20 protein-coding genes, 2 tRNA genes and 1 pseudogene are annotated in these 25,798 nt (G+C 39.7%); 5 read left to right on the forward strand and 18 right to left on the reverse strand.

Annotation, left to right across the window (positions count from 1 at the left end; genetic code table 11):
* Both DTW91_RS12905 and DTW91_RS11740 read right to left on the reverse strand, forming a co-directional pair.
* Nucleotides 1-113 (reverse strand): annotated as a pseudogene (locus DTW91_RS12905) (IS3 family transposase); the annotation flags it as partial.
* A 91-nt stretch (nt 114-204) separates the two neighbouring features.
* Nucleotides 205-275: transfer RNA gene (locus DTW91_RS11740), tRNA-Gln, on the reverse strand.
* A 100-nt stretch (nt 276-375) separates the two neighbouring features.
* Between DTW91_RS11740 and DTW91_RS11745 the strand changes: the two genes are divergently transcribed.
* From DTW91_RS11745 to cdd, 3 genes are all read left to right on the forward strand, one after another.
* A complete protein-coding gene (locus DTW91_RS11745) occupies nt 376-1,413 on the forward strand; it encodes an AMP-binding protein (RefSeq protein WP_125203556.1) in 1,038 nt (345 codons plus the stop codon).
* Nucleotides 1,414-1,422: 9 nt separating this feature from the next.
* A complete protein-coding gene (gene arfB / locus DTW91_RS11750; protein WP_125203557.1) occupies nt 1,423-1,815 on the forward strand; it encodes an alternative ribosome rescue aminoacyl-tRNA hydrolase ArfB in 393 nt (130 codons plus the stop codon).
* 184 nt (nt 1,816-1,999) lie between these two features.
* Nucleotides 2,000-2,479 (forward strand): cytidine deaminase, encoded by a 480-nt coding sequence (gene cdd / locus DTW91_RS11755; RefSeq protein WP_125203558.1) that lies wholly within the window; start codon nt 2,000-2,002, stop codon nt 2,477-2,479.
* A gap of 191 nt (nt 2,480-2,670) precedes the next feature.
* Here the strand turns inward: cdd and recF are convergent, their stop codons facing one another.
* The 3 genes from recF to DTW91_RS11770 all read right to left on the reverse strand — a co-directional run bounded on the left by recF (nt 2,671) and on the right by DTW91_RS11770 (nt 6,558).
* Entirely contained in the window at nt 2,671-3,750 is a 1,080-nt protein-coding gene (recF, locus tag DTW91_RS11760) for a DNA replication/repair protein RecF (protein WP_125203559.1), read from the reverse strand.
* Nucleotides 3,751-3,946: 196 nt separating this feature from the next.
* Nucleotides 3,947-5,668, reverse strand: coding sequence for a hypothetical protein (locus tag DTW91_RS11765; protein WP_228412716.1), 1,722 nt, complete (start codon nt 5,666-5,668; stop codon nt 3,947-3,949).
* Between the two features lie 131 nt (nt 5,669-5,799).
* The gene (locus tag DTW91_RS11770; RefSeq protein WP_185144782.1) at nt 5,800-6,558 is read right to left on the reverse strand and encodes a hypothetical protein; all 759 of its coding nucleotides are present in this window, start codon (nt 6,556-6,558) and stop codon (nt 5,800-5,802) included.
* 54 nt (nt 6,559-6,612) lie between these two features.
* On the opposite strand from DTW91_RS11770, the gene DTW91_RS11775 reads away from it, so the two are divergent.
* Complete coding sequence (locus DTW91_RS11775) at nt 6,613-12,624, forward strand: alpha-2-macroglobulin family protein (protein ID WP_125203561.1); 6,012 nt, start codon at nt 6,613-6,615, stop codon at nt 12,622-12,624.
* Nucleotides 12,625-12,799: 175 nt separating this feature from the next.
* Here DTW91_RS11775 and DTW91_RS11780 read toward each other — a convergent pair whose 3' ends face one another.
* The 4 genes from DTW91_RS11780 to lpdA form a co-directional block, all read right to left on the reverse strand.
* The gene (locus tag DTW91_RS11780) at nt 12,800-13,396 is read right to left on the reverse strand and encodes a porin family protein (RefSeq protein ID WP_125203562.1); all 597 of its coding nucleotides are present in this window, start codon (nt 13,394-13,396) and stop codon (nt 12,800-12,802) included.
* A 95-nt stretch (nt 13,397-13,491) separates the two neighbouring features.
* On the reverse strand, nt 13,492-14,130 hold the full coding sequence (locus DTW91_RS11785) for a porin family protein (protein ID WP_125203563.1): 639 nt from the start codon (nt 14,128-14,130) through the stop codon (nt 13,492-13,494).
* Nucleotides 14,131-14,277: 147 nt separating this feature from the next.
* Nucleotides 14,278-15,324, reverse strand: a complete 1,047-nt coding sequence (gene aroB, locus DTW91_RS11790; protein WP_125203564.1) for a 3-dehydroquinate synthase — start codon at nt 15,322-15,324, stop codon at nt 14,278-14,280.
* A gap of 128 nt (nt 15,325-15,452) precedes the next feature.
* Entirely contained in the window at nt 15,453-16,856 is a 1,404-nt protein-coding gene (lpdA, locus tag DTW91_RS11795) for a dihydrolipoyl dehydrogenase (RefSeq protein ID WP_125203565.1), read from the reverse strand.
* A gap of 86 nt (nt 16,857-16,942) precedes the next feature.
* Between lpdA and DTW91_RS11800 the strand changes: the two genes are divergently transcribed.
* Nucleotides 16,943-17,641, forward strand: coding sequence for a YggS family pyridoxal phosphate-dependent enzyme (locus DTW91_RS11800; RefSeq protein WP_125203566.1), 699 nt, complete (start codon nt 16,943-16,945; stop codon nt 17,639-17,641).
* 8 nt (nt 17,642-17,649) lie between these two features.
* On the opposite strand, the gene DTW91_RS11805 is transcribed toward DTW91_RS11800, so the two are convergent.
* The 9 genes from DTW91_RS11805 to DTW91_RS11845 all read right to left on the reverse strand — a co-directional run bounded on the left by DTW91_RS11805 (nt 17,650) and on the right by DTW91_RS11845 (nt 25,627).
* Nucleotides 17,650-18,726, reverse strand: a complete 1,077-nt coding sequence (locus DTW91_RS11805; protein ID WP_317126018.1) for a CDP-glycerol glycerophosphotransferase family protein — start codon at nt 18,724-18,726, stop codon at nt 17,650-17,652.
* Nucleotides 18,719-19,792: a glycosyltransferase family 9 protein gene (locus DTW91_RS11810; RefSeq protein WP_125203568.1), complete on the reverse strand. Its 1,074-nt coding sequence runs from the start codon at nt 19,790-19,792 to the stop codon at nt 18,719-18,721. Before DTW91_RS11810 ends, DTW91_RS11805 begins: the two co-directional genes overlap by 8 nt.
* 46 nt (nt 19,793-19,838) lie before the next feature.
* Nucleotides 19,839-20,651: a 2,3,4,5-tetrahydropyridine-2,6-dicarboxylate N-succinyltransferase gene (locus DTW91_RS11815; protein ID WP_125203569.1), complete on the reverse strand. Its 813-nt coding sequence runs from the start codon at nt 20,649-20,651 to the stop codon at nt 19,839-19,841.
* A gap of 98 nt (nt 20,652-20,749) precedes the next feature.
* Complete coding sequence (locus tag DTW91_RS11820; protein WP_125203570.1) at nt 20,750-21,286, reverse strand: C40 family peptidase; 537 nt, start codon at nt 21,284-21,286, stop codon at nt 20,750-20,752.
* Between the two features lie 406 nt (nt 21,287-21,692).
* Nucleotides 21,693-21,769, reverse strand: a tRNA-Ala gene (locus DTW91_RS11825).
* Nucleotides 21,770-21,987: 218 nt separating this feature from the next.
* Complete coding sequence (locus tag DTW91_RS11830) at nt 21,988-22,215, reverse strand: DUF2007 domain-containing protein (RefSeq protein WP_125203571.1); 228 nt, start codon at nt 22,213-22,215, stop codon at nt 21,988-21,990.
* A 66-nt stretch (nt 22,216-22,281) separates the two neighbouring features.
* Nucleotides 22,282-23,601 carry an L-lysine 6-transaminase gene (gene lat / locus DTW91_RS11835; RefSeq protein ID WP_125203572.1) on the reverse strand — a complete coding sequence of 440 codons (1,320 nt, stop codon included), beginning with the start codon at nt 23,599-23,601 and terminating at the stop codon, nt 22,282-22,284.
* A gap of 12 nt (nt 23,602-23,613) precedes the next feature.
* On the reverse strand, nt 23,614-24,078 hold the full coding sequence (locus DTW91_RS11840) for a hypothetical protein (protein WP_125203573.1): 465 nt from the start codon (nt 24,076-24,078) through the stop codon (nt 23,614-23,616).
* A 10-nt stretch (nt 24,079-24,088) separates the two neighbouring features.
* Nucleotides 24,089-25,627 carry an aldehyde dehydrogenase family protein gene (locus DTW91_RS11845; protein ID WP_125203574.1) on the reverse strand — a complete coding sequence of 513 codons (1,539 nt, stop codon included), beginning with the start codon at nt 25,625-25,627 and terminating at the stop codon, nt 24,089-24,091.
* Nucleotides 25,628-25,798 lie beyond the last annotated feature (171 nt).

Below are 25,798 nucleotides of genomic sequence, written 5' to 3' on the forward strand. Positions count from 1 at the left end.
GGATAAATCGGACGAAGGAGCGGTTCTTTCACTCTCGCAGGAAGACGTTTCTTCCTCTTGCTCCGCAAATTGAGTTTCATCGAAGTGTAAATCCTGTAAACCCGCTTGTGATTACAATATCAAAAAAAAAAGCCAATTTTATATCATTTATGGATATAAAATTGGCTGTAAAGTAATTAAATCACTGATAATCAAGTGATATAGTAGACCCACAGGGATTCGAACCCCGACTGATGGTACCAAAAACCAGAGTGCTACCGTTACACCATGGGTCTGTCATTTATGGTGGTGCAAATTTAGATTTTTTTTTCTAACTTCCAAACATTTTCCAATAAATTATTCATAATTTTATACCCTAATTTTTCGCTAAAGCTAATGTTAATCGACCTTTTCAAAGTATCACCCGCCAATCATAAGCCTTCTAAAGAATTTGAAACCAAAGTTTTAGACTTCCTCAAAGAATGGTATTCCGACTCAAAAACCGTCCAAATTCAAAGCTCAGGCTCCACAGGAACCCCAAAAATCTTTGATGTCGAAAAATCAAAAATGAGCCATTCTGCCGAGATGACCTGCAACTTTTTACAATTAAAAGAAGGAAATCTTGCGCTACTGTGTCTTCCCATAGAATATATCTCCGGCAAAATGATGGTCGTACGAAGTATTTTGAGAAATTTGAAACTGCAAATCGCTGACCCAACCACCCAACCGCTCCAAAATTTGACCGAACAAGTCGATTTCTGCGCTATGACACCTTTGCAAGTGGAAAATTCTTTGGACAAAATACACCTGATCAAAAACCTAATCGTTGGCGGAGCGGCCGTCTCGGAAAGTTTGAAGAAAAAAATCTTTCAAGCGCTGCAGTCATCGGCCACTCAGAATCGCATTTTCGAAACCTACGGAATGAGCGAAACGTTTTCTCACATTGCGCTCAAGGAGATTTATCCGAACGAGGAAGATTGGTTTACGGTTTTCGACGGCGTCGATATTGCTTTGGACGAGCGGGGTTGTTTAGAAATTTTTGCCCCGAAATTAAACAAAGAAGTATTGCATACGAACGATCTGGCGGAGATCCAAGGCAAAAAGCAATTCCGATTTCTGGGAAGAATCGATAATATTATCAATTCCGCAGGTGCCAAAATCTTCCCCGAAGAACTGGAAAAAATCGTAAAACAACACATCGCCAACGAAGCCGTCTTCCTCGGGATACCGGATGAAAAATGGGGCGAAAAATTAATCCTCGTGATTGAAGGCGAGGCCGACGAGAACTTAAAATCAACCATCAATCGGCTGCAATTTCGACAATCGTTTCACAAACCAAAAGAGATTGTTTTTGTACCACAAATCCCGAGAACGAAAAACGGCAAAGTAAGCCGGCCGGAACTAAAAAAAATGATAGCATCCAAAAACTTTTAGCCAAAAAAAATGAAAGACTTCAGCCCGGAAATCCTCTACAAAACTTCCCGCTCTTCCGGTGCTGGCGGCCAAAACGTCAACAAGGTGGAAACCGCAGTGACCGCACTTTGGAACGTGGCGCAAAGTTCTTTTTTCTCAGAAGACCAGAAGCGGAGAATCGCAGAAAAGCTGAAAAACCGCATCAATGCCGAAGGGGTTCTTCTAATCACATCCTCGGAAAGCCGCACCCAAGTTCAAAACAAAAAAATCGTGACCGAGAGGATGCTGGAAATGGTAGAAAAATCGCTCTTTGTTCCCAAAAAACGCATCAAAACCAAACCATCGAAAAGACAAGTGCAGAAAAGAATCGATACCAAAAAAAAATTATCCGAAAAGAAAGAAAACCGAAAATTCAAATTGTAGAACTCTGAAAATCAAAATATTAAATCTCTATTTTTGACTTTCCTGTTATTTCAAAACATAAATTCAAATCAATCCAACCTTGCCAGAATGCAGCTTTTCGCCTCGTAAACAGACGATTTTTTCAACTAAGTTCAACTTTGTTACCATAAAACTCGTACTTTTACCTCCCTGCATTTTTTAAAAAATGGAAAAAGAAATCACAATCAATTTTGAACTCATCCCTAATTACGCGCAACTTTCGGACATAGAAAAAACCCTTTTCGACAAAGCCAAGATCGCCCGCGAACAAGCCTACGCGCCTTATTCCAACTTCCTCGTCGGCTGCGCCATTCTCTTGGAAAATGGCGAAATAGTCACTGGCAGCAATCAGGAAAATGCGGCCTATCCCTCGGGATTGTGTGCGGAGCGAACCACTATTTTCTGGACTTCGGCGAACTATCCCGATGTTAAAATCAAAAAAATGTTGGTCATCGGCGCGCCAAAAAACGCCGCCAATTCGCCCGCCATTCCGCCGTGCGGCGCCTGCCGGCAGTCGATATTGGAATATGAAGCCAAGCAAAAAGAAGCCATCGAAATCTATTTTGCATCGCCCAGCGGAGAGGTCGTCAAAACCAAATCCATCCGAGATCTGCTGCCCTTCTCCTTCGACGGCACTTTTTTGTAATATTTTTAGGAGCACTGCGCTTGGTCCGTTGGCAGACCTGACTCACCTGCTGTCCACTGTATCTTTTTTGTTTCCCAACGCACCAAGGCCAAGGCCAAAACAAAAAAGGATGCCGTTCCCATCAGGGCTATGTTGAGGTTTTGTATTTCTTTTCACCTTTTTTTGGTTCAGAATTTCATCCAATTCTTAGATCAAATCTCAAAAATCCGGCTTTCCTCATCGATTTTTTTCACCATATTTTCCGTCCGGTCTTTGTGCGTATCGGTAATGAAGATTTGCCCAAAGTTTTCTTTGTTCACCAGTTCTATCAACTGCGAAACGCGGATGTCATCCAGCTTATCAAAAATATCGTCCAGAAGAAGAATGGGAGATTTGCCGGTCAATTCTTTGATCCGGCTGATTTGAGCCAGTTTCAGCGCCACCAAAAAAGACTTTTGCTGCCCTTGAGATCCTATCTTTTTGATCGGCTGCCCACTCATCAAGAAAATCAGATCATCCTTATGAACACCTTTGGAAGTGTAGGTCAGAACCCTATCTTTGTCAATGGCCTGCAACAGTAATTCTTGAAAGGAAGCCTCCGACAGATGCGAATCATAAACCACGGAAACGCTTTCTCTGCCGCCGGAAATGATGTCGTAATATTGTTGGACAATGGGATTTAGTTTCAGGACAAAATCTTTTCTTTTATCAAAAATTCTTGTTCCAAAAGTGGAAAGCGGGTCGTTATAGATTTCCAAAGAATCTTTGTCAAAAGTTCGGTTTTTAGCAAAATTTTTGAGCAACGCATTTCTCTGCTGAATGGTTTTTTGATATTGAATAAGGTCGAAAAGATAGGGAGAATCGGTCTGAGAAATCATCGCATCCAGAAAACGGCGGCGGCTTTCTCCGGAATCCGAGATGAGGTTGGAATCGTAGGGCGAGATCATCACGCTGGGCAAATAGCCGATGTGATCTGCCAATCTCTCGTAGGTTTTATCGTTTTTTTTAATGATTTTTTTGGCTTCTCGGGGTTGGAGGATCTTGATGATATCTTCTTTGTCGCCATTTTGGATTTGGGATTCTATGGCAAAGAACTCCTCGTCGGTCTTGATATTTTGCACATCGCTGTTGCCCAAAAAACTTTTGCCCACCGAGAGGTAATGCAGCGCGTCCAGAATATTGGTTTTACCGGCGCCATTGTTCCCAACAAAACAGTTGATCTGCGGCGAAAACTCAAGCGAAACCTTGGCGTGGCTTTTGAAATTGACGAGCGATAGTTTATTGATAATCATAAAGCCTATAATCTGTTTTTTAGTTTTTTCGCAATTTTTGAGACTGTTTTTTCTGTTCTTAGAAAGTCTTCAAAACGCTCTATCACTCAAATAATTTTGTGTAAAGATAAAAAAACGCTTTCAGAAATAATTTTCGAATCGATAAAAGAATTGAACATCAATTGGTCTGTCAAATTTTTAAGAAAGTGATCATTATTTAATTTCCGAAATTGACAAAATGCGGAATATCGGTTCCAAAAGAGTTGATTGGCATCAGATTATTGCGGTTGCTGTTGAAATCGAACACTGAATTATAATCAAAAGGCACTCGGGGATAATAGGTAAACGAGATCTGAATCCTGTTGAACACCAAATACGGATTGTTGATCAGTACGCCAATTCCTATTTTCGTGTTGGTATGGGTATTTAGAAGTTTCGCTTCAGGCATTGCCAGCCAGCCAAATGCCGTAGTGACATAGGGACTGAAATGGAAATTTTTCCAAGTTTTGTTGACGAAAAGCTGAAGCTGATATCTCAGAATTAATTTTTTGGTGCCGATATAATCATCGCTATAAACTGGGAACTCGTCGGGTCCCGAAATATTGATGCCGTCTTTGTAAGAATAGTTGTGTTGTGGATTTCCCAGCGCTAAAGTGGGCGAAAAGAAATGGCGGAGCTGTCCGAACTTCCAGCGCATCAGATTCGTAAAATAGGTGCCGTCTAGCCGGAAGGATTCCTTGTTATCAATATCTTGGTTAAAAAATCTGCCAAACTGAGCCTTGATATTGAAATAACCGATTTTTGTAAAGTCGCCATAGGCTGCAGACACGCCTGCATAGGGCATCACATCGTTGCTTCTTGATAACAATCCGCCGGTCAAACTGAAAGATTTGCCGTACGAGATATCCTCAGGCTGCTCGTAAAGAAAAATATTCTTCTCGACAGAGTATTTCCTTTGGATATAACCCACGGAAGCCAAAAAGCTATTGTAAGTCTGAAAATAATCAAACTGATCGATGTACGGACTGTCTTTGTACTGATAGTTTTGCACACGAGCCATAAGGGCAATATTGCTGGATACATTTCGCGACTGCTGCGCTGAAACAGGAATCTGATAACCGCCCCAAAGATCTTGGCTGAACACTTTGATCTGCACTGTTGGATATTCATCTACATCCGCCATTGGCAAAGCTACACGGCGCATAAAATATTCGAATGTGAAGCCGCCGGCCCAAACGGTAAGAGGAGAAAAGAAATCTCTTCTGACATTGAAATTGATTCTTTCGTTTTTATCAAAATCTCTTTCGCCCAAAACTTGAGCATTGATATAGGTGCCATAAAGATTGTAAGCCGTATAACTGCCTAACAGATAATCCTGATTTTCTTTGGAATCGTTTCTGTACAGGAGATCAACGCCGTGACCGAGACCTAAAAAATTTTCTTCGCTCACTCCAAGCCCTATTTTACTACCGGAATAGCTGAATTTTGGTTTCAAGCTCCAAGAATCCAAGACCCTCACCACAACGTCTATAGAATCTCGGGTAGAAGTGCTGTCTGCAACACTAATGTTGACCCGGTTTATAAACGGCATTTCGCGAAGCAAACGTTCGGATTCGTAGAGTTTTTGGGCGTTGTACTCTTCACCTTTTTTGAAAAGCAGATAACTATCGACTACCGACATCCTTGTAGTCCCGTGAAGGTGATTGGTGAACCAATCGTACCATTGCGAATTTTCCTTCTTGTCTTTGGAGCCATATCCGAACGGGTCAATGGTTTCGATGGTAATATTGCGGATGTATTTTCCGTCATAAGATTCTTGTGTCAGCTTCTTGGTTCTCGTCCTCACCGATACAGAATCGGCCTTCCGACGAAACACCAAACGGTGAAGAAATTTGGTAAATTTTCTTTGATCCGAGAATTCTTCGATCTTATAATACATCGAATCCTTTTTTGGTTTCTGCTGCGCAGAAACAAACACAATACTGCACAAAAGCAATAAAAGCGTGAAAAAAACTTTAGGCATCAGATAACAAATAGGTGGTAAAAAAATTGATTAATATTTTGCTACTATCAATTTATAAGCCAACAAATATAAAATAACAAGGGCAATCCGCAACAACTTTCCACACCAAACGAAAAATAAAAGTCACGGTGAGATGGCTGGGAAAAATAGATCAGGAGAACGGAAACCACGGCGGCCCAATAAAAACTGAGCGCAAATTCCCATTCCAGAAATCTTAAACTCAAAAGAGCGGCCACGAATATTAAGAGAAAAGCCAGATGTTTGGTCTTTCGAACCCCGATTAATCTTGGAAAAGTCACCACCTCATCACTTTTCATATCCCGAATGTCAAAAGGCAAAACCAAGGCTGAGATAAACAGAAAAGAAATCGAAAAAATCAGCCAGCTGAATTGCGGTAAAATCAGCCAAGAATTGATTAAAGCCCAAGTGGCTCCCACGTAAAACACTTTCAACAAAGGGATTTTTCTAATATACTTTTCCAGAAAAAAAGAATTGTACAGCAAGCCGATGGCCACGATTACAGCCCATTTTAATAGGCGGATTTCATTATGATTGAAGATAATCAAACAAAAACTCGCCAGCGCGCAGACGACGTTGAAAACCAGAATTTTCTTAAAAATGTGTTTTCGATGCTGGTATTTGGTGTACAAATAACCGCTAAAATAAGTGATAAAAATCAGCAAGAGGCTGGGCCAGCGGAATATGTTTTGCTGCAACATAAAGAATGCGGCCAGCATCGTTCCCATCAAGGCCACAAAAATCTGGCTATCGATTAAATATTTTTTTATTAGATTTAAAATCGGCATATCTTTAACAAATTAAGGCAAATTACATCTTAATACCCAACAAAAAGTACAAATATGAAATTTCTAAAATCGATCACTCTCGCTTTGCTGATGCTTTTTTTCCTCAATATTTCGGCGCAAAACTATTACGAATCTCAATGGAAAAAAGTGGAGGAAAACTACAAAAAGGGAACTTACAAAAGCAATCTGCCCATCATTCTCGACATTCAAAACCAAGCGACGAAAGACAACAACGCCAGCCAAATCATCAAATCTCTGAAAGCGGAATTCAGCATTCTGAAGCAAACACAAGATGATACTCAAAATGATGCAAACTCAAAATTCTTCTCAAAACTTCAAAGCACGGAAACCAAACTGAAAGGTGATGAGAAGCTATTATTTCATCTTCTGACTTTGGAATTCATCAATGATTATTACGATAATAATTCCTGGAAAATCAATCAGAAAACCAATATCGACAATCAGAATCTCTCACAAATCGAGACTTGGAGCAAACTGGATTTCAAGAATTATTTGACTAAGAATTATTCAGATTTAGAAAAAGAGAATTCGCTTTTGAAGAAAATACCAACTCAGAAGTACAAAGAAATCTTCGAAGCGACCGAGAATTTGGATTATTTTCCTACGCTTTTGGACTGGTCAAATTTCAATTATATCGAATTTCTCCAAAATCAAAGCCTGTTCACGCCAAACGAACTGAAAGTCAATTCCAAGAAAATCAATGAGATTTATGATGCCGAGATTGCAACGAATTCCGGGAATTCAAAACTGTATTTCCAACATCAGAAAATCAATTATAATTGTGAACTGAATCATTGCAAAGACCAATTCGCTCAACTTGAAAAACTGGTTGAAGATGAATCTGCAAAAGGTGATTACAAAGTTCTCATCATCGATGAAATGATCGAACTTCTTCAGCAAAAAGAAGACTACAAAACGGCTTTGGTTTGGGTCAACAGAGCGAAAGAACTTTATCCCAAATCGAAATTCATCAATAATATTATCAACAATGAAAATGCGATAAAAAATCCGCAACTCCATCTCTTTTACGAGAAAGAAACCCAACCGAACCGGCCGATTCACATCGTGGCGGAAGGCAAAAACGTCAAAGAATTTTCATTGAATATTTATGAAGTGAAAGCTGATTCGCAAGGTTTTCTGAATTACGTTTTTGATTCTTATAAAAATCCTTTTTCTAAAGTTAAAAAATCTTTAATTAGAAAAGACCAATTCAGTTTGCCGGAATCTTCAGATTTTAAAACGCACAAGACATCTTTGGAGCTCAACGCGCTTCCCGCAGGGATTTATCTGGCGGAATATGTGGTGGAAAATTCGGTTCAGGGGAATTATTATTTCCTGGTTTCGGATTCTAAAATTATCTTTTCTAAAAAAGATGACAGCAATCCAAAAGCAAATATTCTAAAACTTGTGAATAACGAAAACGGAAAAGCTTTCATCAATGAAAACCTTGATGTAACGGAATATGTAAGAGGAAAAGCGGTTACGAAAAATACTGTAAAAACCGACAAATCTGGAAATTTTGTGTTACCAAATTCTGTGAACAAAGAATATTACAGAAACTTCCTTGTGAAAAACGGAAACAATTTTACGATGATCGAAGTTTATGGCTACGATTACGGAAACCGAAATAAGCCTAAAAATCAGGAAATTGCACAGATTTTCTTGGACAGAAAAATCTACAGACCCGGACAAATCGTTTATTTTAAAGTGATTGCAACGGGAATCGATGGCGAAACCCAGAAAGTAAAAACGCTGGAAAATGTGAAATTGAATATTACTTTGAACGACACCAACGACGAAGAATTACAAACTTTGAAACTGACAACCAATGAATTTGGTTCTGTCAGCGGAAGTTTTACCTTACCTAAAAATAAGTTGAATGGGAATTTCAATATCGAAGTTGATAATGATGACGATGATGCAAATTATAACATTAGCGGTTACTCAGATTTTCAGGTTGAAGAATACAAACGTCCGAAGTTTGAAGTGACTTTTGAGCCGATAAAAGACGAGTACAAATACGGCCAAACCATCGAGCTGAAAGGAAAAGCGATGATGTTTTCCGGTGTTGCATTAAGCAACTCGACCGTGAATTATGAAATCAAAAAACAGAATATAAGATGGAGATATTTCTGGTGGTATCCGCGTGGGAATGATAATGAAAACTCAATTCTTGGAACCGTCAAAACTAATGAAAAAGGCGAATTTACCATCAAAGTAGAACTTAAAAAGGATGAAACTTTGGAAGGTATTCAGATTGATAATTACGCCATCAACGCTTCTGTGACGGACATCAACGGCGAAACGCAATCTGCGGACACGAATGTGAAAGTGGCTTCGGTTTCTCATTATATTACAGTTACGGACGCTTGGACTCCGCTCAGCGTGACAGATTATTTTACAAATGAAGCTGTAAAACTGAATGTTTCGACGAAGAATTACAACGACCAAGTTCTCGCAAAATCTTACAATGCAAAATTGGAAAAATTGGAAGAACCGAAGCAGATTTTCAGAAGCCGGTTTGAAAATACAATTCAGGATTTGCCAAAATTTTCTAAAGAAGAATTTGTGCAAAAATTTCCACACGACAGATTTGATAAAAATGAGGATGTGAAAAATTGGAAAGTTGAAAAAGTGGTGTTTGATAAAATACAAAACACTTCGACTCCGCTCAGTGTAGCAAAAAATCCATCAACCAACAACCAACAACCGACAACTAATTTAGATTTAGGGAAATTGGAAGCGGGAACTTACAAACTTCAACTTTATAATATTGAAGGAAAAGACACGATAAAAACGGAGCAATTCTTCAAAGTTTGGAATAAGAAATCGCTCGGGAAAAATCAAAAACCGTTCCTGGAAGTCATTAAGCCAAAACAGGATTTCAAACGTGGTGAGAAAGCAAAAGTGTTTGTTTATTCAGCAGTTCCGGATGCTTTGGTGAATGTTTTTATTCAAAATGGAAAAGGCGAAACGGTGACGGAAACGCATTTTTTCAAAAACGGAATTCTGGAATATGAAACTTTGATTCCGAAAGATGAAACTGTTTCGAGAGTTAATTTACAATTTCAGTTAGTCGCTTTTAATGATGTCAAAACTGAGAATGTAGATTTGAAAATTGCTGACAGCAAAGATGATTTGAAAATTGAAACGGTGACTTTCCGTGACAAACTTCAGCCCGGACAAAAAGAAAAATGGACGGTGAAAGTTTCCGGCGCAGATAAAAACTCTTCGACTCCGCTCAGAGTGACAGCGGAAGTTTTGGCGAGTATGTACGACAAGTCGCTGGATCAATTTGCTTCGAATAGTTGGAATTGGAGAGGATTTTATCCTTCGTTCTACCAAAGTTCTTATGATTTGAGAAGTGGTTTAAGTCAGGAAAAATTTAATAAGAATGCTAAATATTTAAAGACTTATAATATTAGTAACCCACAATTTAATTGGTTTGATGGTGGAATTTATGAACAAAGATTTAAAACAAAGTCGGAAAACAGATCAAATTCTGTTACTCTTGAAGAAGTAGTTGTGGTAGGTTATGCGACAGCACCAACACCGATGGCTAAAAAAGAAATGATGTTGGATAAGGTTGAAGTAATACAAAACGTAGTTCCAGAACCTAGAAAAGCTCCTAAAATTGGCTCTAATTCAACGGATAAAAATGACTTGGACAAAATCCCGGTTCGTCAAAACCTCAACGAAACGGCGTTTTTCTACCCAACTCTTTTGACGGATAAAGATGGAAATGTAAGTTTTGAATTCACTTCTCCGGAAGCTTTGACGCAATGGAAGCTGATGTTTTTGGCTCATACAAAAGATGCGCGTTCTGCGACTTTGGAAAAATCGGTGGTAACGCAGAAAGAGTTTTCTATCACACCAAATTATCCGAGATTTTTGCGTGAAGGTGATGAACTGAATTTGCAATCAAAACTATCGAGTTTGGTGAATCAAAAACTGAATGGTGTGGCGCAATTGCAGATTTTGAATGCGTTTACGAATGAAGATATTTCGGAAAAATTTAATCTGAATGACACCCAAAAACCCTTTGAAGTAACGGAAAACGGAAATTCTGTGGTGAATTGGAAAGTGAAAGTTCCGAAAGATGTTTCTTCAATTATCATTAAAATTGTTGCAAAATCCTCACCCCTAAATCCCCTCTCCAAAGGAGATGGGACTTCAAGCTCATTTTCGGATGGTGAACAAAAAGCAATCGCCGTTTTGCCGAACAGAATGTTGGTGACGGATGCGCTTCCGATTTTTGTGAAAGAAGGGCAGACGAAAACTTTCACTTTGGAAAATCTGAAAAATTCAAATTCTAAAACTTTGACCAATGTATCCAACACTTTGGAATTGACGACGAATCCGATTTGGGAAATTATGTTTGCACTTCCAAGTTTGAAAAATGACACGAATAATTCTGCGGATGTTATCTTCAACAAATGGTTTGCGGATGTTTTGGCTGCGGAAATTTTCGAAGCGAATCCGAAACTGAAAACCGTTTTTGAAGAATATCAATCCAAAGGTTTATTGACTTCGAATCTGGAGAAAAATCAAGAGTTGAAACAATTGCTTTTGGAAGAAACGCCGTGGGTTTTGGAATCGAAAAACGAAACTGAGCAAATGGAAAAACTGGCGAGATTGTTTGATGCAAATACGATGCGAAATTCCATCACAAATGACTGGTCGGAATTGCAGAAATTGCAAAATCCGGACGGCGGTTTCAGTTGGTACGCTGGTTATCCGAGTTCGTATTACAATTCGTTGTATATTTTGAAAAATCTTGGGAGAATCAATGAATGGCTGAAAGGAAATGTGGCGGATTATCAAAGTTCTGAACAAAAAGAAATGGTTGCAAAACTGGTTTCTTATGTTGATAATGAAGTGAATAAATATTATGACACTTCGACTCCGCTCAGTGGGACAAAGGACAATGTTTGGAACAATTTCGTGATTGATTATCTTGACACCAGAAATTATTGGGAAAAAGATTATCCTTTAACTGCAAAAGGAAAAGCTTTGAAAACTGCGGTTATATCTAAAGCTAAAACTGAAAAAATCACTGATTTCACTTTCTTTGGATTGCATAGATTGGCAATTTTATTTAATGATTATGGTTTAAAAGATATTTCAAAAAAATTAATGACTTATCTTAAGGAAACATCGACAGATACTGAAACTCAAGGTGTTTATTGGAAACAGAATCTAAACGACTGGGGTTGGTATTCTTCAAAAACCGTGAATCACGCCGGCGCGTTGGAAGCTTTCCAAAAACTAACTCCAGCGGACGAAAACTTTATTGAAGAAATGAAAATCTGGCTCGTAACTCAAAAAGAAGTAAACTCTTGGGGAAGTTCGCGCGGAACGGCGGAAGTGATTTTTACGATTCTGAATTCAGGGAAATCTTGGACTTCTGTGGCATCTGACAAAGCGGAAATTAGTTGGGGCGGAAAAGCTCTGAATCCGCTAACGCAAGCGACGGGTTATGTGAAACAAGCCGTTATTTCTGATAATTTAGATAAAAGCTTAGCCACAGTTTTTATTAAAAAAGACAGTCCGGGAATTGTGCAAGGTGGCTTGTTCTGGCAATATTACGAGGATTTGGATAAGATAAAATCTTCGGAAAGCTATCTTTCTATCACGAAAGAATTGTATAAAAAAGTGAAAACTGAAAACGGTGAACAATTAATTAAAATCAATGAAAATTCTCCTTTGAAAGTTGGTGATAAAGTGACGGTAAGGATGATTCTGAACACGGACAGAAATATGGAATTCATTCACCTGAAAGATATGAGAGCCGCAGGTTTTGAACCAATTGATGTGATTTCGGGTTATGAATGGAAGAATAATTTGGGCTATTATCAGGTAACCAAAGATGCTTCCACCAATTTTTACATAGAAAATATGCCGAAAGGAAAATATGTTTTTGAATATGATTATGTGGCAAATGCAAGCGGGAAATTTTCTAATGGAATTACAACTTTGCAAAACTATTACGCACCTCAGATGAATGCGCATACGCAGGGAACGAGGGTGGTAATTACGGAATAAAAGTTAAAAAGACAAGCGGATAATTAAATTGTTTTTTAACGTTATTCGAACTTATAGAATTTTAATTTATAATAACTCAGAGACTGCAGGCAAAAATTTTCTTTAGAAATAGCCACTTTACTAAAAAAATAAAGACCTGCTGAAATAGAGTAGGTCTTTTGATTTAAGAGGCGTTCTAAAATCCGTATTGCAAACCGATTTGGAACGCATTGTTGCGAAGCTGTTTATCATCGTTGCTCCACGTCGTTGATCCAGATTTTTTAATATCTGTAAAGCCTACCACATATCGGACACCTATGGTGATGTTGTTGATCTTAAAACCTAATCCTGCGGCACCGCCCAAATCAAAACTATTATAGTTGGAATTGTTCTTGTACTTCTTGATCGTGACCACATCATCAGTTTTATAACGGTCGCTGTTGCCCACTAAAAAGGAAAATTGCGGACCTGCTTCCAAAAATAAATTGGGAATAGGCTCGAACTGAAACATAATAGGCGCCGAAATATAATCCAAGCTAAGCGTGTGGGAGACATCGCCGCTATCATACTTCACGCCGACACTATTGTAAAGCACTTCGGGCTGTATGCTGAAAACACTATTGACGGGAGCATGCATATAAACGCCTAAGTAATAGCCCAACTTAGCATTGGTGTCATCCCAACTTTTTTCTTTACTGATGGTAGATACGTTAGCGCCCGCTTTCAGTCCAAAAGATTGCGATGAAACCGTGGCCGATATTAGTATTGCCAAGACCTGAAGTTTTCTTTTCATATATTTATAATTGTAACAGATCCACAAAAATATAAATAATGAAACAAAAAAGACCGAATGAATCGGTCTTTTATAAAATTTAGAGATTTAAAATATTAGAATTTGAAATAAACACCCGCCTGGAAGGTATTGTTTCTGTTTTTGTTGTCCTCATTTTGCAAGGATGTTTCCCCGTCTTTGTTAATATCCGTGAAACCTGCAACATATCTTGCATTCACACCGAAGTTTTCGGTAATGTCGAATCCTAAGCCTAAGCCCAATCCAAAGTTGAAGCTGTTAAAATTATCGGTGTCGATTTCATTCGTTGCACTGAAATTTCCTACTGTATCCTTTGATTTGGCACTGACTAAAAAGCCAAATTCCGGACCGGCTTCGATGTAAAATTCAGGAGTCGCTCTAAATTGGAACATCACAGGAACCGTAATATAGTCCAGATTCAATTTTGTACTGTAATGCGTATTGGCATATTGACCCTCGACTTCCGATCCCATCTGGCTGTACATCACCTCTGGCTGGATGCTAAATTGCTCTGATAAGGGTGCATTCATAAAAACACCGCCGGCAAATCCCAGTTTGGAAGTCGTATCATCAAAACCATCGTCCGACAAAGAAGCGACGTTGATTCCGGCCTTGATCCCAAACATAGGTCTGCTGGTGGAAGTTGTTGTACTCATTGTCTGACCGAATGCAAAGGAACCAAGCACTAAGCCTAATCCTAAAAATAACTTTTTCATAATATCAAATTTTAATTTTTTGTTTTACGCAAAACATACTTTCAAATACTTTGCCAAAAAATTACATCTCCTGGTTACTTCTTCCGATTTAGGATATAACAGTCTATTTTTCAAGTACTAAGAACCCTCAAAATAAAAAGGTTAAAATTACGGTTTGTTGAGTTTTTTATAGAAATCCAGGGCCAACTTGATTTGATTGGGCTGCAACTTCTGGTCGAAAAGGCAAGTTCCGTAGCCGTTGATTAAAGAGAAATTGATGTTTCCACCTTCATTTTTCTTATCATTGACCATCAGTTTCAAGATTTCCTCATTTTCAAACTCAGAAATATCAATATAAGGGAAGAATTTCTGAATCGTCGAAATGATGCTTGATGACTGTTCGACATCTATCAATCCTGCCAAAAAAGCAAGATGGGTTTCGCAAATCATTCCGAGCGCCACGGCCTCTCCGTGCGGGATCAAATTGCCTTTCTGAAGAAAAAGACTTTCTACGGCGTGACCAATCGTGTGGCCAAAATTCAGAATCTTGCGAACATTTTCTTCTTTGAAATCCTTTGTCACCACCTCATTTTTAATTTCCATACTGCGATGGATGAACGGTGCAAGCCCTTCTGCCGAAATCTGATCCAGCGAACTAAGTTTGGTCCAATGATCGGCATCTGCAATCAAACCGTGTTTCAGCATTTCCGCAAAACCACTTCTCAGTTCCTCAAACTTCAAGGTTTCTAGGAATTTTGGATATAAAAAAATATGTTCGGGCAGCGCAAAAGTTCCAATAATATTTTTAAGATACTGATGATCGATTCCGGTTTTTCCGCCAATCGACGCATCGCACATCGCCAGCAAAGTGGTGGGAATATTTATAAATTTAAAACCTCTTTTATAAGTTGAAGCCACAAAACCGCCCATATCGGAGACCACGCCGCCACCGAGATTGATGAGTAGCGATTTCCTGTCGCCTCCCATTTCCGCGAATATCTCCCAAAGCTGCGTGGCTGTCGCAAGGTTTTTATTTTCCTCGCCGGCTTCTATTTCGATGATTTCAAACGGGATATCGGTTTCCAAATTCGGGAGTAAAATCGGCAAACAATGGTCGTGCGTATTTTCATCTACCAAAATGAAAATTTTGCTGGGTTTCAGTTGACCGATGTATTCATTCAGACTGCTGAAATCTTTGTCGAGTTCCTTTATCATAACTGCTTTTTTAACAAAAATAAAAACAAATTGAGTAGCAATTTAATGCGTCAAGCAAAACTTTTTTCATCAAACAAAAGAGAGAAGCATTTTACACTTCTCTCTTTTTATGATTTTAAAATCCAAAATTACGTATGAATCGACCGCTTTCCGGTTGCGTCCAACGCAGCTTCTTTCACAGCTTCTGCATAAGTTGGATGCGCGTGAGAGCTTCTTGCGATGTCTTCTGCGCTTGCACGAAACTCCATTGCGATAACGCCTTCTGCAACGAGATCTGCGGCTCTTGCGCCAATCATATGGAAACCTAGAACTTCGTCAGTTTTTTCGTCAGCCATGATTTTTACAAAACCATCTGTGTCGCCGCTTGCACGGCTTCGTCCTAATGCTCTCATTGGGAAATTCCCAACTTTGTAGGCCACGCCTTCTTCTTTCAATTGTTCCTCGGTTTTCCCAACTCCGGCTACTTCCGGCCAAGTGTAAACAACACTTGGAATCAAGTTATAATTGATGTGCGGTTTTTGGCCAGCCAAGATCTCAGCAACCAAAGTTCCTTCCTCTTCGGCTTTGTGAGCCAGCATCGCCCCTTTGATAACGTCGCCGATCGCATAGATGTTGGATACATTGGTTTGAAGGTGTTCATTGACTTTTACCTTTCCTCTTTCATCCAGTTCCACGCCTGCTTTTTCCAATCCAAGTCCTTCTGTGTAAGGTCTTCTTCCTACAGAAACCAGAACATAATCGCCTTCGAAGTTGACTTCTTCTCCTTTTTTGTTTTTAGCAGTTATTTTTACATAATCTCCGTTTCTTTCGACAGCTGAAACCGCCGTAGAAAGTTCGAATTTCATACCTTGTTTTTTCAGAACTTTTTGTAATTCCTTAGACAAACTTCCGTCCATTCCGGGGATGATTTTATCCATAAACTCCACCACAGTCACCTGAGAACCCAGCCTCAAATACACGGAACCAAGCTCCAGACCGATAACGCCGCCGCCGATCACGACCAGATGTTTCGGAATTTCTTTGAGATTCAAAGCTTCCGTAGAAGTGATGATTCTTTCTTTATCAAGGTTGATGAAAGGCAGGCTGGATGGTTTGGAACCCGTGGCGATAATGATGTATTTGGAGTCGATCAGTTCCGAAGAACCGTCGTTTTTGGAAACTTTGATCTGGGTCGCCGATTCGAAACTGCCCACGCCTTCAAAAACAGTGATTTTGTTTTTATCCATCAAAAAGTTGATGCCCTTGGTCGTTTGATCCACCACTTCATTTTTGCGGGCAATCATTTTTGCGAGATCGACGGTTGGCTCATTGATGAGGATGCCGTGATTGGCAAAGTCGTGCTTTGCTTTTTCGAAATGTTCAGAGCTGTCCAGCAAAGCTTTTGAAGGGATACATCCCACATTAAGACAAGTCCCGCCCAAGGTGGGATATTTTTCGATAATTGCTGTTTTGAAACCCAATTGGGCAGCGCGGATCGCCGCCACATAGCCGCCGGGACCAGAACCGATAATGGTTACATCAAATTGACTCATATATTTTGAATATTAATTCTAATAAAAATTTCCTCAAATTTACGAATTTTAGAACAATTCGGGAGCTGGTTTTGTTAAGATAATTAATGATTAATTTTGCATTACATCAAAAAATCATAGCAATGTCACTCGAATCAAATTATCAAAATGTCCTTTCGCAAATTCCCGAAAATGTAAAACTGGTAGCGGTGTCCAAAACCCATCCTTCTGAAAAAATCAAAGCAATTTATGATCTGGGACAAAGAGCTTTTGGCGAGAATAAAGTTCAGGAACTGATGGAAAAACAACCTGTTCTTCCAAACGATATTGAGTGGCACTTGATCGGGCATCTTCAAACAAACAAAGTGAAATATATTGCCAATTTTATCTCAATGATAGAAAGCGTTGACAGCGAAAAACTGTTGAAAGAAATTGATAAAGAAGCTCTTAAAAACAATCGCAAAATCAATGTTTTGCTTGAGGTGAAAATCGCGAAAGAAGAGACGAAATTTGGATTGACAGTTGATGAAGCCAAAGATATTTTTAATAAATACTTAGCCGGAAATTATCCGAATATTGAAATAAAAGGCTTGATGGGCATGGCGAGTTTTGTGGAGGATGAAACTCAAATCCGCCAAGAATTCGGCGTCTTGAAAAAGCTTTTCGACGAACTTTCTCAACTCAAACCTTTAGAAACTTTATCAATGGGAATGAGCGGCGATTTTCCTTTGGCCATCGAATGCGGCTCCAATTCCGTTCGGATTGGCTCCGCGATATTTGGAGAAAGAAAATATGAGATGCACTAATATCGCCGTCAAATGGTATCTTCTGGTTTGACGGTAATTGGTCGGTTGTAGGAGTGGAGTGTAAAATAGTTCAGCCGTTTTCTTATTTTCCATTTTCGGATAAGATTCCAAGGTTTAGATTTCAGATGGGATTTGTCTTTTTGGAGGAAAGAAATTGCGGCATCAATTACCCTGCTGCTGGATTTTCCGTCGTGATAAGGATGCGTATGCCGGATAAAATCGCGGATGGCCATCATCGTTTTCTCTGGTTTGGTAAGAGCCAGCGCGATAGATTTTTCTATTTCTGAAACTTCTGTAACGTTGATCAGATGCGCTCCCGGCTTGTTGTTGCGAAACGTGACCACGGGTTTTTCCTGCAGCAGAAATTCTATAATCGCCGAGGTGGTGTCGGAAAACATCAGGTCGGCTTTTTTGTAGAGCGGAATCAGATCTGTGGTATCGAAATACTGAAAATTTTCATTTTCCAGATTTTGAAATTTGATTTTGGTTTCCTCGTCTAATTTCGGATGAAGCACGCACAAAAAATGGTATAGACCTGTGGTTGATAAGCGTTTTATTTCCTCATATACTTCCTCAATCTTTGTTAGGCTTAGTCGGGTGGTAAAGGTGGAGGAAATCAGGATAACCGGTTTTTCGCCCGGGGCTTTTTTTTCCAGCGGGAAAAGCGGATCTACCTTGGACCAACCTGTTTCCACGACTTCGAAAAATCCGTATTTTTTGGCCAGCTGACGGAAGATTTCCGTCGTCGATGGTCCTTGCGTGGTGTACAAATCAAAAAAACCACGGATTCTAAAGTGGCTGCTCATTACCGGACGTTTGTTGGCTGAAAAACCGTGGAACACCTGCACTTTGATCCCCGTAAAAAAATCGGCCACGATGTCGGTGGCTGTCAGCACAATATGGGGTTTGTAATCTAAAACTTGCTGGACGGAAAGGATCCTTTCGTCTCCCGTGAAATACTTTTTGGTATATTCGAGTTCCGAAAACCAGCAAACCTCGTATCCGCGGGATTCTATCTCCGCTTGCAAGGGCTTCCCGATCGGTATGCTGTACGGGTGCGAAATGTAAATCAAAAATCTATACATGATTTTGCAAATGGATGTTTAAAAAATCGGTTAAAGCAGGCCGGATAAGCTCTGGGCGGAAAAGTTCGTAATAAGGTGCAAATTTTTTTTTCAGTTCTTTTCGGTTTTCGTCCGCAAAGACTTCGGGCAAAAAGTCTCGGAGATGAACAGCTTTGTGAAAATACCCGTCTTCAAAGATGCTCCAACTTTCCTTGCGTATCCAAGGAGAAAATATGGTAAAGGTAGGTTTCTGAAGAGCCTTCGCTATGTTTACCGCTCCGCCGTCGTTGCCAATCATTACTTTGCAGTGGCTGAGTATCCCAATGAACGATCGAAGATCCGAGCTCGTGAAATCTAAGATTATTTTAGATTGCGCTTCATCAGAACATAAATTATATAGTTCCTTAACATCCGGCGATTGCTGTGGTAAATAATTGAAAAGAATTTTCACCTTGTCCTGTTTGGCAATCAGATTTATCAAGTCTGCCATATATTTTTTCGGATAGGTCTTTTCTTCTATGCTGCCCAAAATGCTCATCATAACAACATCTTCCTTGGAAGGATCTATGCCGTGCGAGCAGAAAAGCTGCAGAGCCGTCTTGCTTTCCTCTTCTGTCAGAAATATCTTAGGAAGATTATCAAGGGGCTTGGTCAGCAGGTTTTTAAAAAGATTTTCCCTCCGTTCTATGGCAAGGCCGGCTGTTGTCTTGGCAGTATTATGATGCCGGACAGGGAAGTTGTATGCCCATAGCGTTCCTTTTTTGGCAAAACCTATTCTTCTTGGCGCGCCGGAAAAGCGAGTAATCAAGGCACTTTCTATTTTTCCGTAAGCGTCAATTACGATGTCGTACTTCGCTTTTCTGATTTTCCAAAGGAACTTAGCAAGCCGGATTTTGTTGTTTTGGAGCTCCTCTGTATAAAGTATAATGTGGTCGATATTAGGATTATGCTCTACGACAGCCTTGGTAAAGGGGTGGATGAGATAATCGATCTGAGCATTCGGATACTCATTTTTTAAATTATTGCAGATGATGGAGCTCGCCAAAACGTCTCCAATCATCTTTTGTTGAATCACGAGTATCTTCATTTTTCATAATGATGAATTAAACCAATCATCGGATAATATAATGTTTCTAGATCGCCACATTATTTTCTCTCAAAGCATCGTTGAGCGAGGTTTTTTTATCGGTAGATTCTTTCCTTTTCCCGATGATCAAGGCGCACGGTACTTGATATTCGCCGGCAGGAAACTGCTTTGTATAGCTTCCGGGAATTACCACCGAACGCTCGGGAACATAGCCTTTTGTTTCGATTGGTTCAGATCCTGTAACGTCTATAATTTTAGTAGACATCGTCAAGCAAACATTCGCACCCAAAACGGCTTCTTTGCCAACGCGAACGCCTTCTACGACGATACATCTGGAACCGATAAAAGCATCATCCTCGATGATTACCGGCGCCGCCTGCAAAGGTTCCAAAACGCCGCCAATTCCCACGCCGCCACTCAGATGTACATTTTTACCAATCTGCGCACAACTTCCAACCGTTGCCCAAGTATCTACCATCGTTCCGGAATCGACGTAGGCGCCAATATTGACGTAAGAGGGCATCAAAATCACGCCGCCGGCGACAAAACTGCCGTGTCTTGCGATGGCGTGCGGCACTACTCGAACGCCTTTTTCGGCATAGTTCTTCTTCAGCGGAATCTTGTCGTGGAATTCGAATGGACCCACTTCTATGGTTTCCATCGTTTGGATTGGGAAATACATCACGACGCCTTTCTTCACCCATTCGTTGATCTGCCAGCCGTTTTCCGTAGGTTCGGCTGTTCTCAACTCTCCCGCATCCAGCTTTGCAACGACTTCTCGCACTGCATTTTGGTACTCTTCCTCCTTCAAAAGTTCGCGATTATCCCACGCTTTTTCGATTTTTTCCTTTAAAGACATAAATTTTATAAATGAGATTTGATACTGGTTTAATGATTTGCGTCAATAATTAATGAATTCTGATCCATTAAAAATTGCTTGGCGCAAAAATAATAAAACTAAAGCACACTTCTCGCAAAAAGAAAGGCTTTGTTCCAATAGGTTTCGTTGAGCGATGAGATGATAACCCCTTTGGAAGTAGAAGAATGGATGAAGGTGACTTCGCCGTTTGCCGAGACCGCGTTGACGATACCGACGTGCGTGACCGCCTGCCCGCCGGATGTTGCAAAAAACAGCAGATCGCCCGGTTTCACCGCAGAAATATTGATGGCAGATCCTGTCTTCCCTTGATCCTCGGAGCGTCTTGGCATTTTGAGATCATTCTCATCAAATACTTTGCAAACCAAACCTGAGCAATCGAAACCTGCTTTGGTATTGCCGGCGTATTTGTAAGGCGCACCCAGATAGCTTTCTGCATCGCTGACGACGGACGCTCTTTTGCCGGAAACATTACCAGAATATGCCGAGTTCAGTTTTTTGAGATTGGCAGATTGGGTGGTTGTTGGCTTTTTGTAAGCATATTTTTTTGCAGGCTTAGAAGCTCCGCAAGATAATAGGATTAGTGAAAATAGAATTACCAGCGCAGATCTTTTCATAAATAAGATTTTAATCACCATTAAGTTAGTTTTACCGATTTTTTTAGCTATCAGGCTTCCGCAGGCTCAGCTTGGCTTTATAAATGTACTTCAATATTGCGTAAAGCGATTGGTTAACTTATAGTATTAACAAAAATAGAACAACCATAGCTAAAATCAAAATCATTGGATGACCATACGAGAAATACAAGCCGAACAATGAATGAAAGCACTACGTAAAGGCTTAGCATTGAAAATAATACCGAAAATCTGCTTTTGAATAATCTGGAAAGGAATGCTTTTGGAATCATTATTAATATTTCAATTGGGAGTGCGTTTTTGCAACTGATTTGACATCACAAATCTATGGAAAAAAATAACAAAACCGTAAAGCAAAAATCCTTACAAATATTTGTAAGGACAAGCTTGGTGGAGAATACGGGGATCGAACCCGTCACCTTTAGACTGCCAGTCTAACGCTCTAGCCAGATGAGCTAATTCCCCTTTTTTGGAATTGCAATGATAAGGATTTTATGATTAATTACAAACTTAAAAATGAATATTTTGACAAAAAAATCGGATCCAAAGAATTTTGAACCCGACTTCTGTAAAACGTAAAATTTAAAACTATGAAATCGACATAAGCCGAAATGAACGATAAATAAACCGATTGAGCGGAGATAGCATCTGATAAATAAAAATAATAAAATTTACAGATGAAATCAATTTTGACTTGATTTTAAATACTCATCGATGATCTCAAATGCCCTTTTTTCGTCTCGAAGATCAACTTTTATAAAAATATGGGTTGCAGTTGGAGTGGATAGAAAACTGAGATAAGAGTTTTCCACATCGCATTTTATTCCTGCATCTTCCAGCTTAGACTTCATCAGCTGGATCTCCTGGGGGCTGCTGCTCTCGTAAACAGAGACTCTTGTGCTTGCATTCATAATTCCGGATTTTGATGTTAATAAGGGATAGCAATTTAGCAAAAAAATATCAAAAGCAGAAATTCTTTATATTAAATTCTCAAAAATTGAATCTATCTTGTCTAAAACGGTCTGGATTTCTGCTTTCGTTACATTAAGATGCGGGCGAAATCTGATCGACTTGTCGCCACAACCCAACACAATAACGCCTTCTTTGTAAAGCCTTTCCCTAAGCTGGTTGCGGCTTTCAGGATCTTTGAGGTCAAAGGCGCACATCAGTCCTTTTCCTCTGGAAGCGAAGATGTGTTCCGGATATTTTTGTTCTAATTTTTGTAGTTCATCCAATAAAAATTCGCCTACAACTTTGGCGTTTTCCAGCAGATTTTCATTTTCGATAATTTCTAAAATCAACTGAAAACGAAGCATATCGATGAAATTGCCGCCAAAAGTAGAGTTAATTCTCGAACTTTCTTGGAAAACGTGGTGTTCCACTTCGTCCAGTTTTTCTTTATTAGCCAAAATCCCGCAGACCTGGGTTTTTTTGCCAAAAGCAATCACATCCGGAGTGATTCCCAGATGCTGGTAAGCCCACATTTTTCCTGTCATCCCGATGCCTGTTTGAACTTCGTCCAGAATCAAAAGAATTTCGTTTTCGTCGCAGATTCTTCTTAATTCTACAAAAAATTCATTTCGGAAATGATTGTCACCGCCTTCCGCTTGGATTGGTTCGATAATGATACACGCCACCTGATCCGGATTCACCAAAATAGCTTCCTGGATGTGAAGCAACGCCATTTGCTCGTGCTTGATGGTTTCTTCCAGATTCTCTTCCGTGATTGGGAAATTAAGTTTTGGATTGGTAATTCTTGGCCAATCAAATTTTGGGAAATATTGGTGTTTTCTTGGATCAGAGGTGTTGGTTAATGACAAGGTATAACCACTTCTCCCGTGGAAAGACTGTTTGAAATGAATGACTAAATTAGCTTCTTTATCGATATCTTTCTGCCAGTTCTTTCTGGTTTTCCAGTCAAAAGCCGTTTTCAAAGCGTTTTCTACGGCCAATGCGCCGCCTTCTACGAAAAAGCAATAAGGCAATTCTTTCGGGATCGCAACTCTGGAAAAAACGTCCATAAAATCGGCAAATTCCTGCAAATAAACATCGCTCAAAGTGGGTTTGTAAATTGCCATTTTCCCCAGCCAATTGGCTTTTTCCAAAATGTAAGGATGGTTGTAACCAACGGAAGCCGACGCAAACATCGAGAACATATCAAGATATTCTTTACCAGTCAATCGGTCAACGATGTAGGAACCGTGGGATTTTTCATAATCCATCACAAAATCGAAACCGTCTGCTAGGATGTGTTTGGCGAGGGTTTCTTTTACTTTATTCTCTGTAGTTGTTATCATTTATGAATTCTATTATTTAAAAATTTCTATTAGTTTATCTTTAGATTTTTCTTTTTCTTCATCATACGAAAAAAGTGGAACCATCGTAAATACTAAGACAAAAAAGACAAAAACTACGTTCATCATTATATTTAATAATCCTATTACATTTAAAAAAATGACCAAAAACATTATGAAAACTGTCATTATTGCCGAAAAAACTATACTGTATATCGCCGGTTTAATTGATATTTCAATAATTGTTTTTCCATCTTTTTCAGAAATATTCCCTGTAGAAACAGCTTCTAAAATCCCTCTGGCATTAGCAATCTTTGTAACTTTAAACATTCTACGAGAAACTTTTCCTCGAAACATCGTCTGGTCCTTCCAGCCAAAAAAAGAAAAATAATTTTTATTTGTAATTTTTCGCAGCTCAGCCAAACTTTCTTCCAGATCTTTTGTGGTCTCAATTTCAAAGTGTTCAACAATATTCATCAATAATTAGATTTTACAAATCAAATTTAATTCCCTGAGCCAAAGGCAAACTGCTCGTATAATTAATCGTATTGGTTTGCCTTCTCATATAATATTTCCAGACATCGGAGCCGGATTCTCTTCCGCCGCCCGTTTCTTTTTCGCCGCCAAAAGCGCCACCAATTTCCGCACCTGAAGTTCCGATATTCACGTTGGCAATGCCACAATCGGAACCGCTGTTTGAAAGGAACAATTCTGCTTCTCTTAGATTTTGAGTCATTATTGCGGAGCTTAAACCTTGAGGAACATCGTTTTGTAAAGCGATTGCTTCGTCCAAAGTTTTATATTTAATCAAATAAAGAATTGGTGCAAATGTCTCGTGTTGAACGATTTCGTAATGATTCTCCACCTCGGCAACGCAAGGTTTCACATAACAGCCGGAAGTGTAGTTCTTGCCTTCCAAAACGCCACCTTCCACCACGAATTTTCCGCCTTCTGCTTTACATTTTTCGATGGAATCCAAATACTGTTGTACGGCAGATTTGTCAATTAGAGGACCCACGTGATTGAATTCGTCCAACGGATTTCCGATTTTCAATTGTCCGTAAGCTTTCACCAGACGGTCTCTCACTTCGTCATAGACAGATTCGTGGATGATTAATCGTCTTGTAGAAGTACATCTTTGTCCGGCCGTTCCCACTGCGCCGAACACAGCGCCGATGATGCTCATATTGATATCCGCATTTTCTGTGATGATAATCGCATTATTGCCGCCCAATTCCAGAATCGATTTTCCGAAACGTTCGGCTACATTTTTCCCGACGATTCTTCCAACTTTGGTCGAACCTGTGAAAGAAATGAGCGAAATTCTTTTGTCGTTGACCAATTTATCACCTATTTCGTGATCTGCGACGAGCACACTGGAAATCCCTTCCGGAAGATTATTTTCTTTGATAACTTCTGCCATTATATTTTGGCAGGCCAGGGCGCAGAGTGGCGTTTTCTCTGAGGGTTTCCAGATGACGACATTGCCGCAAACCCAAGCCAGCGCCGCATTCCAGCTCCAAACAGAAACGGGAAAATTGAATGCAGAGATCACGCCCACGATTCCCAGCGGGTGATATTGCTCGTACATCCTGTGGCCCGGCCTTTCGGAGTGCATCGTAAAACCGTAGAGCTGGCGAGACAGGCCGAGCGCAAATTCGCAGATGTCGATCATTTCCTGAACTTCGCCAAGGCCTTCCTGCAAAGATTTGCCCATTTCGTACGACACCAGTTTGCCCAAATCCGCTTTGTATTCTCTCAATTTATTTGCAAATTGGCGCACGATGTCGCCACGTTTCGGCGCAGGTATCTGCCGGAATTCTTTGTAAGCTTCTTGAGCTTTGGCGAGCACTTTTTCGTAGTCGGAGGTGTCGGAAGTTTTGACGGTTGCAATTAATTTTCCGTCTGCGGGAGAAATGCTGTCGATTGATTTTCCTGAGGAAAAAAAGTCCAATCCAGTGGAAGTTCCGTTGTTTTGAGGAGAAATGCCTAATCTTTTTAGGCTTTCTGAGATTGAAATTGAGGACATAAAAATTTATAGTTTTTGAAGTCTCTAAAGATAAAAATATAATCTGACTGGCAAAATTAAAAGAATCCGTCTCACAACTAGAGGCGGATTTTTTTGGTAATTAATGTGGAATTTTGTATATTTATACCTGATAATCAGATAATTGTTTATGAATTTCAAATATTATAACCA

The sequence above is a fragment of the Chryseobacterium sp. SC28 genome (assembly GCF_003932955.1).
Lineage (GTDB): Bacteria > Bacteroidota > Bacteroidia > Flavobacteriales > Weeksellaceae > Epilithonimonas.

Bases quoted from the DNA above. Each gene is read 5' to 3' on its own strand.
- DTW91_RS11820 (WP_125203570.1), bottom strand. From the start codon at position 21,286: ATGAAAAGATCTGCGCTGGTAATTCTATTTTCACTAATCCTATTATCT.
- DTW91_RS11805 (WP_317126018.1), bottom strand. From the start codon at position 18,726: ATGTATAGATTTTTGATTTACATTTCGCACCCGTACAGCATACCGATC.
- DTW91_RS11775 (WP_125203561.1), top strand. From the start codon at position 6,613: ATGAAATTTCTAAAATCGATCACTCTCGCTTTGCTGATGCTTTTTTTC.
- DTW91_RS11780 (WP_125203562.1), bottom strand. From the start codon at position 13,396: ATGAAAAGAAAACTTCAGGTCTTGGCAATACTAATATCGGCCACGGTT.
- DTW91_RS11745 (WP_125203556.1), top strand. From the start codon at position 376: ATGTTAATCGACCTTTTCAAAGTATCACCCGCCAATCATAAGCCTTCT.
- DTW91_RS11810 (WP_125203568.1), bottom strand. From the start codon at position 19,792: ATGAAGATACTCGTGATTCAACAAAAGATGATTGGAGACGTTTTGGCG.
- lpdA (WP_125203565.1), bottom strand. From the start codon at position 16,856: ATGAGTCAATTTGATGTAACCATTATCGGTTCTGGTCCCGGCGGCTAT.
- DTW91_RS11785 (WP_125203563.1), bottom strand. From the start codon at position 14,130: ATGAAAAAGTTATTTTTAGGATTAGGCTTAGTGCTTGGTTCCTTTGCA.
- recF (WP_125203559.1), bottom strand. From the start codon at position 3,750: ATGATTATCAATAAACTATCGCTCGTCAATTTCAAAAGCCACGCCAAG.
- cdd (WP_125203558.1), top strand. From the start codon at position 2,000: ATGGAAAAAGAAATCACAATCAATTTTGAACTCATCCCTAATTACGCG.
- DTW91_RS11830 (WP_125203571.1), bottom strand. From the start codon at position 22,215: ATGAATGCAAGCACAAGAGTCTCTGTTTACGAGAGCAGCAGCCCCCAG.
- DTW91_RS11815 (WP_125203569.1), bottom strand. From the start codon at position 20,651: ATGTCTTTAAAGGAAAAAATCGAAAAAGCGTGGGATAATCGCGAACTT.
- DTW91_RS11800 (WP_125203566.1), top strand. From the start codon at position 16,943: ATGATTAATTTTGCATTACATCAAAAAATCATAGCAATGTCACTCGAA.
- DTW91_RS11770 (WP_185144782.1), bottom strand. From the start codon at position 6,558: ATGCCGATTTTAAATCTAATAAAAAAATATTTAATCGATAGCCAGATT.
- DTW91_RS11765 (WP_228412716.1), bottom strand. From the start codon at position 5,668: ATGTATTATAAGATCGAAGAATTCTCGGATCAAAGAAAATTTACCAAA.
- lat (WP_125203572.1), bottom strand. From the start codon at position 23,601: ATGATAACAACTACAGAGAATAAAGTAAAAGAAACCCTCGCCAAACAC.
- aroB (WP_125203564.1), bottom strand. From the start codon at position 15,324: ATGATAAAGGAACTCGACAAAGATTTCAGCAGTCTGAATGAATACATC.
- DTW91_RS11845 (WP_125203574.1), bottom strand. From the start codon at position 25,627: ATGTCCTCAATTTCAATCTCAGAAAGCCTAAAAAGATTAGGCATTTCT.
- arfB (WP_125203557.1), top strand. From the start codon at position 1,423: ATGAAAGACTTCAGCCCGGAAATCCTCTACAAAACTTCCCGCTCTTCC.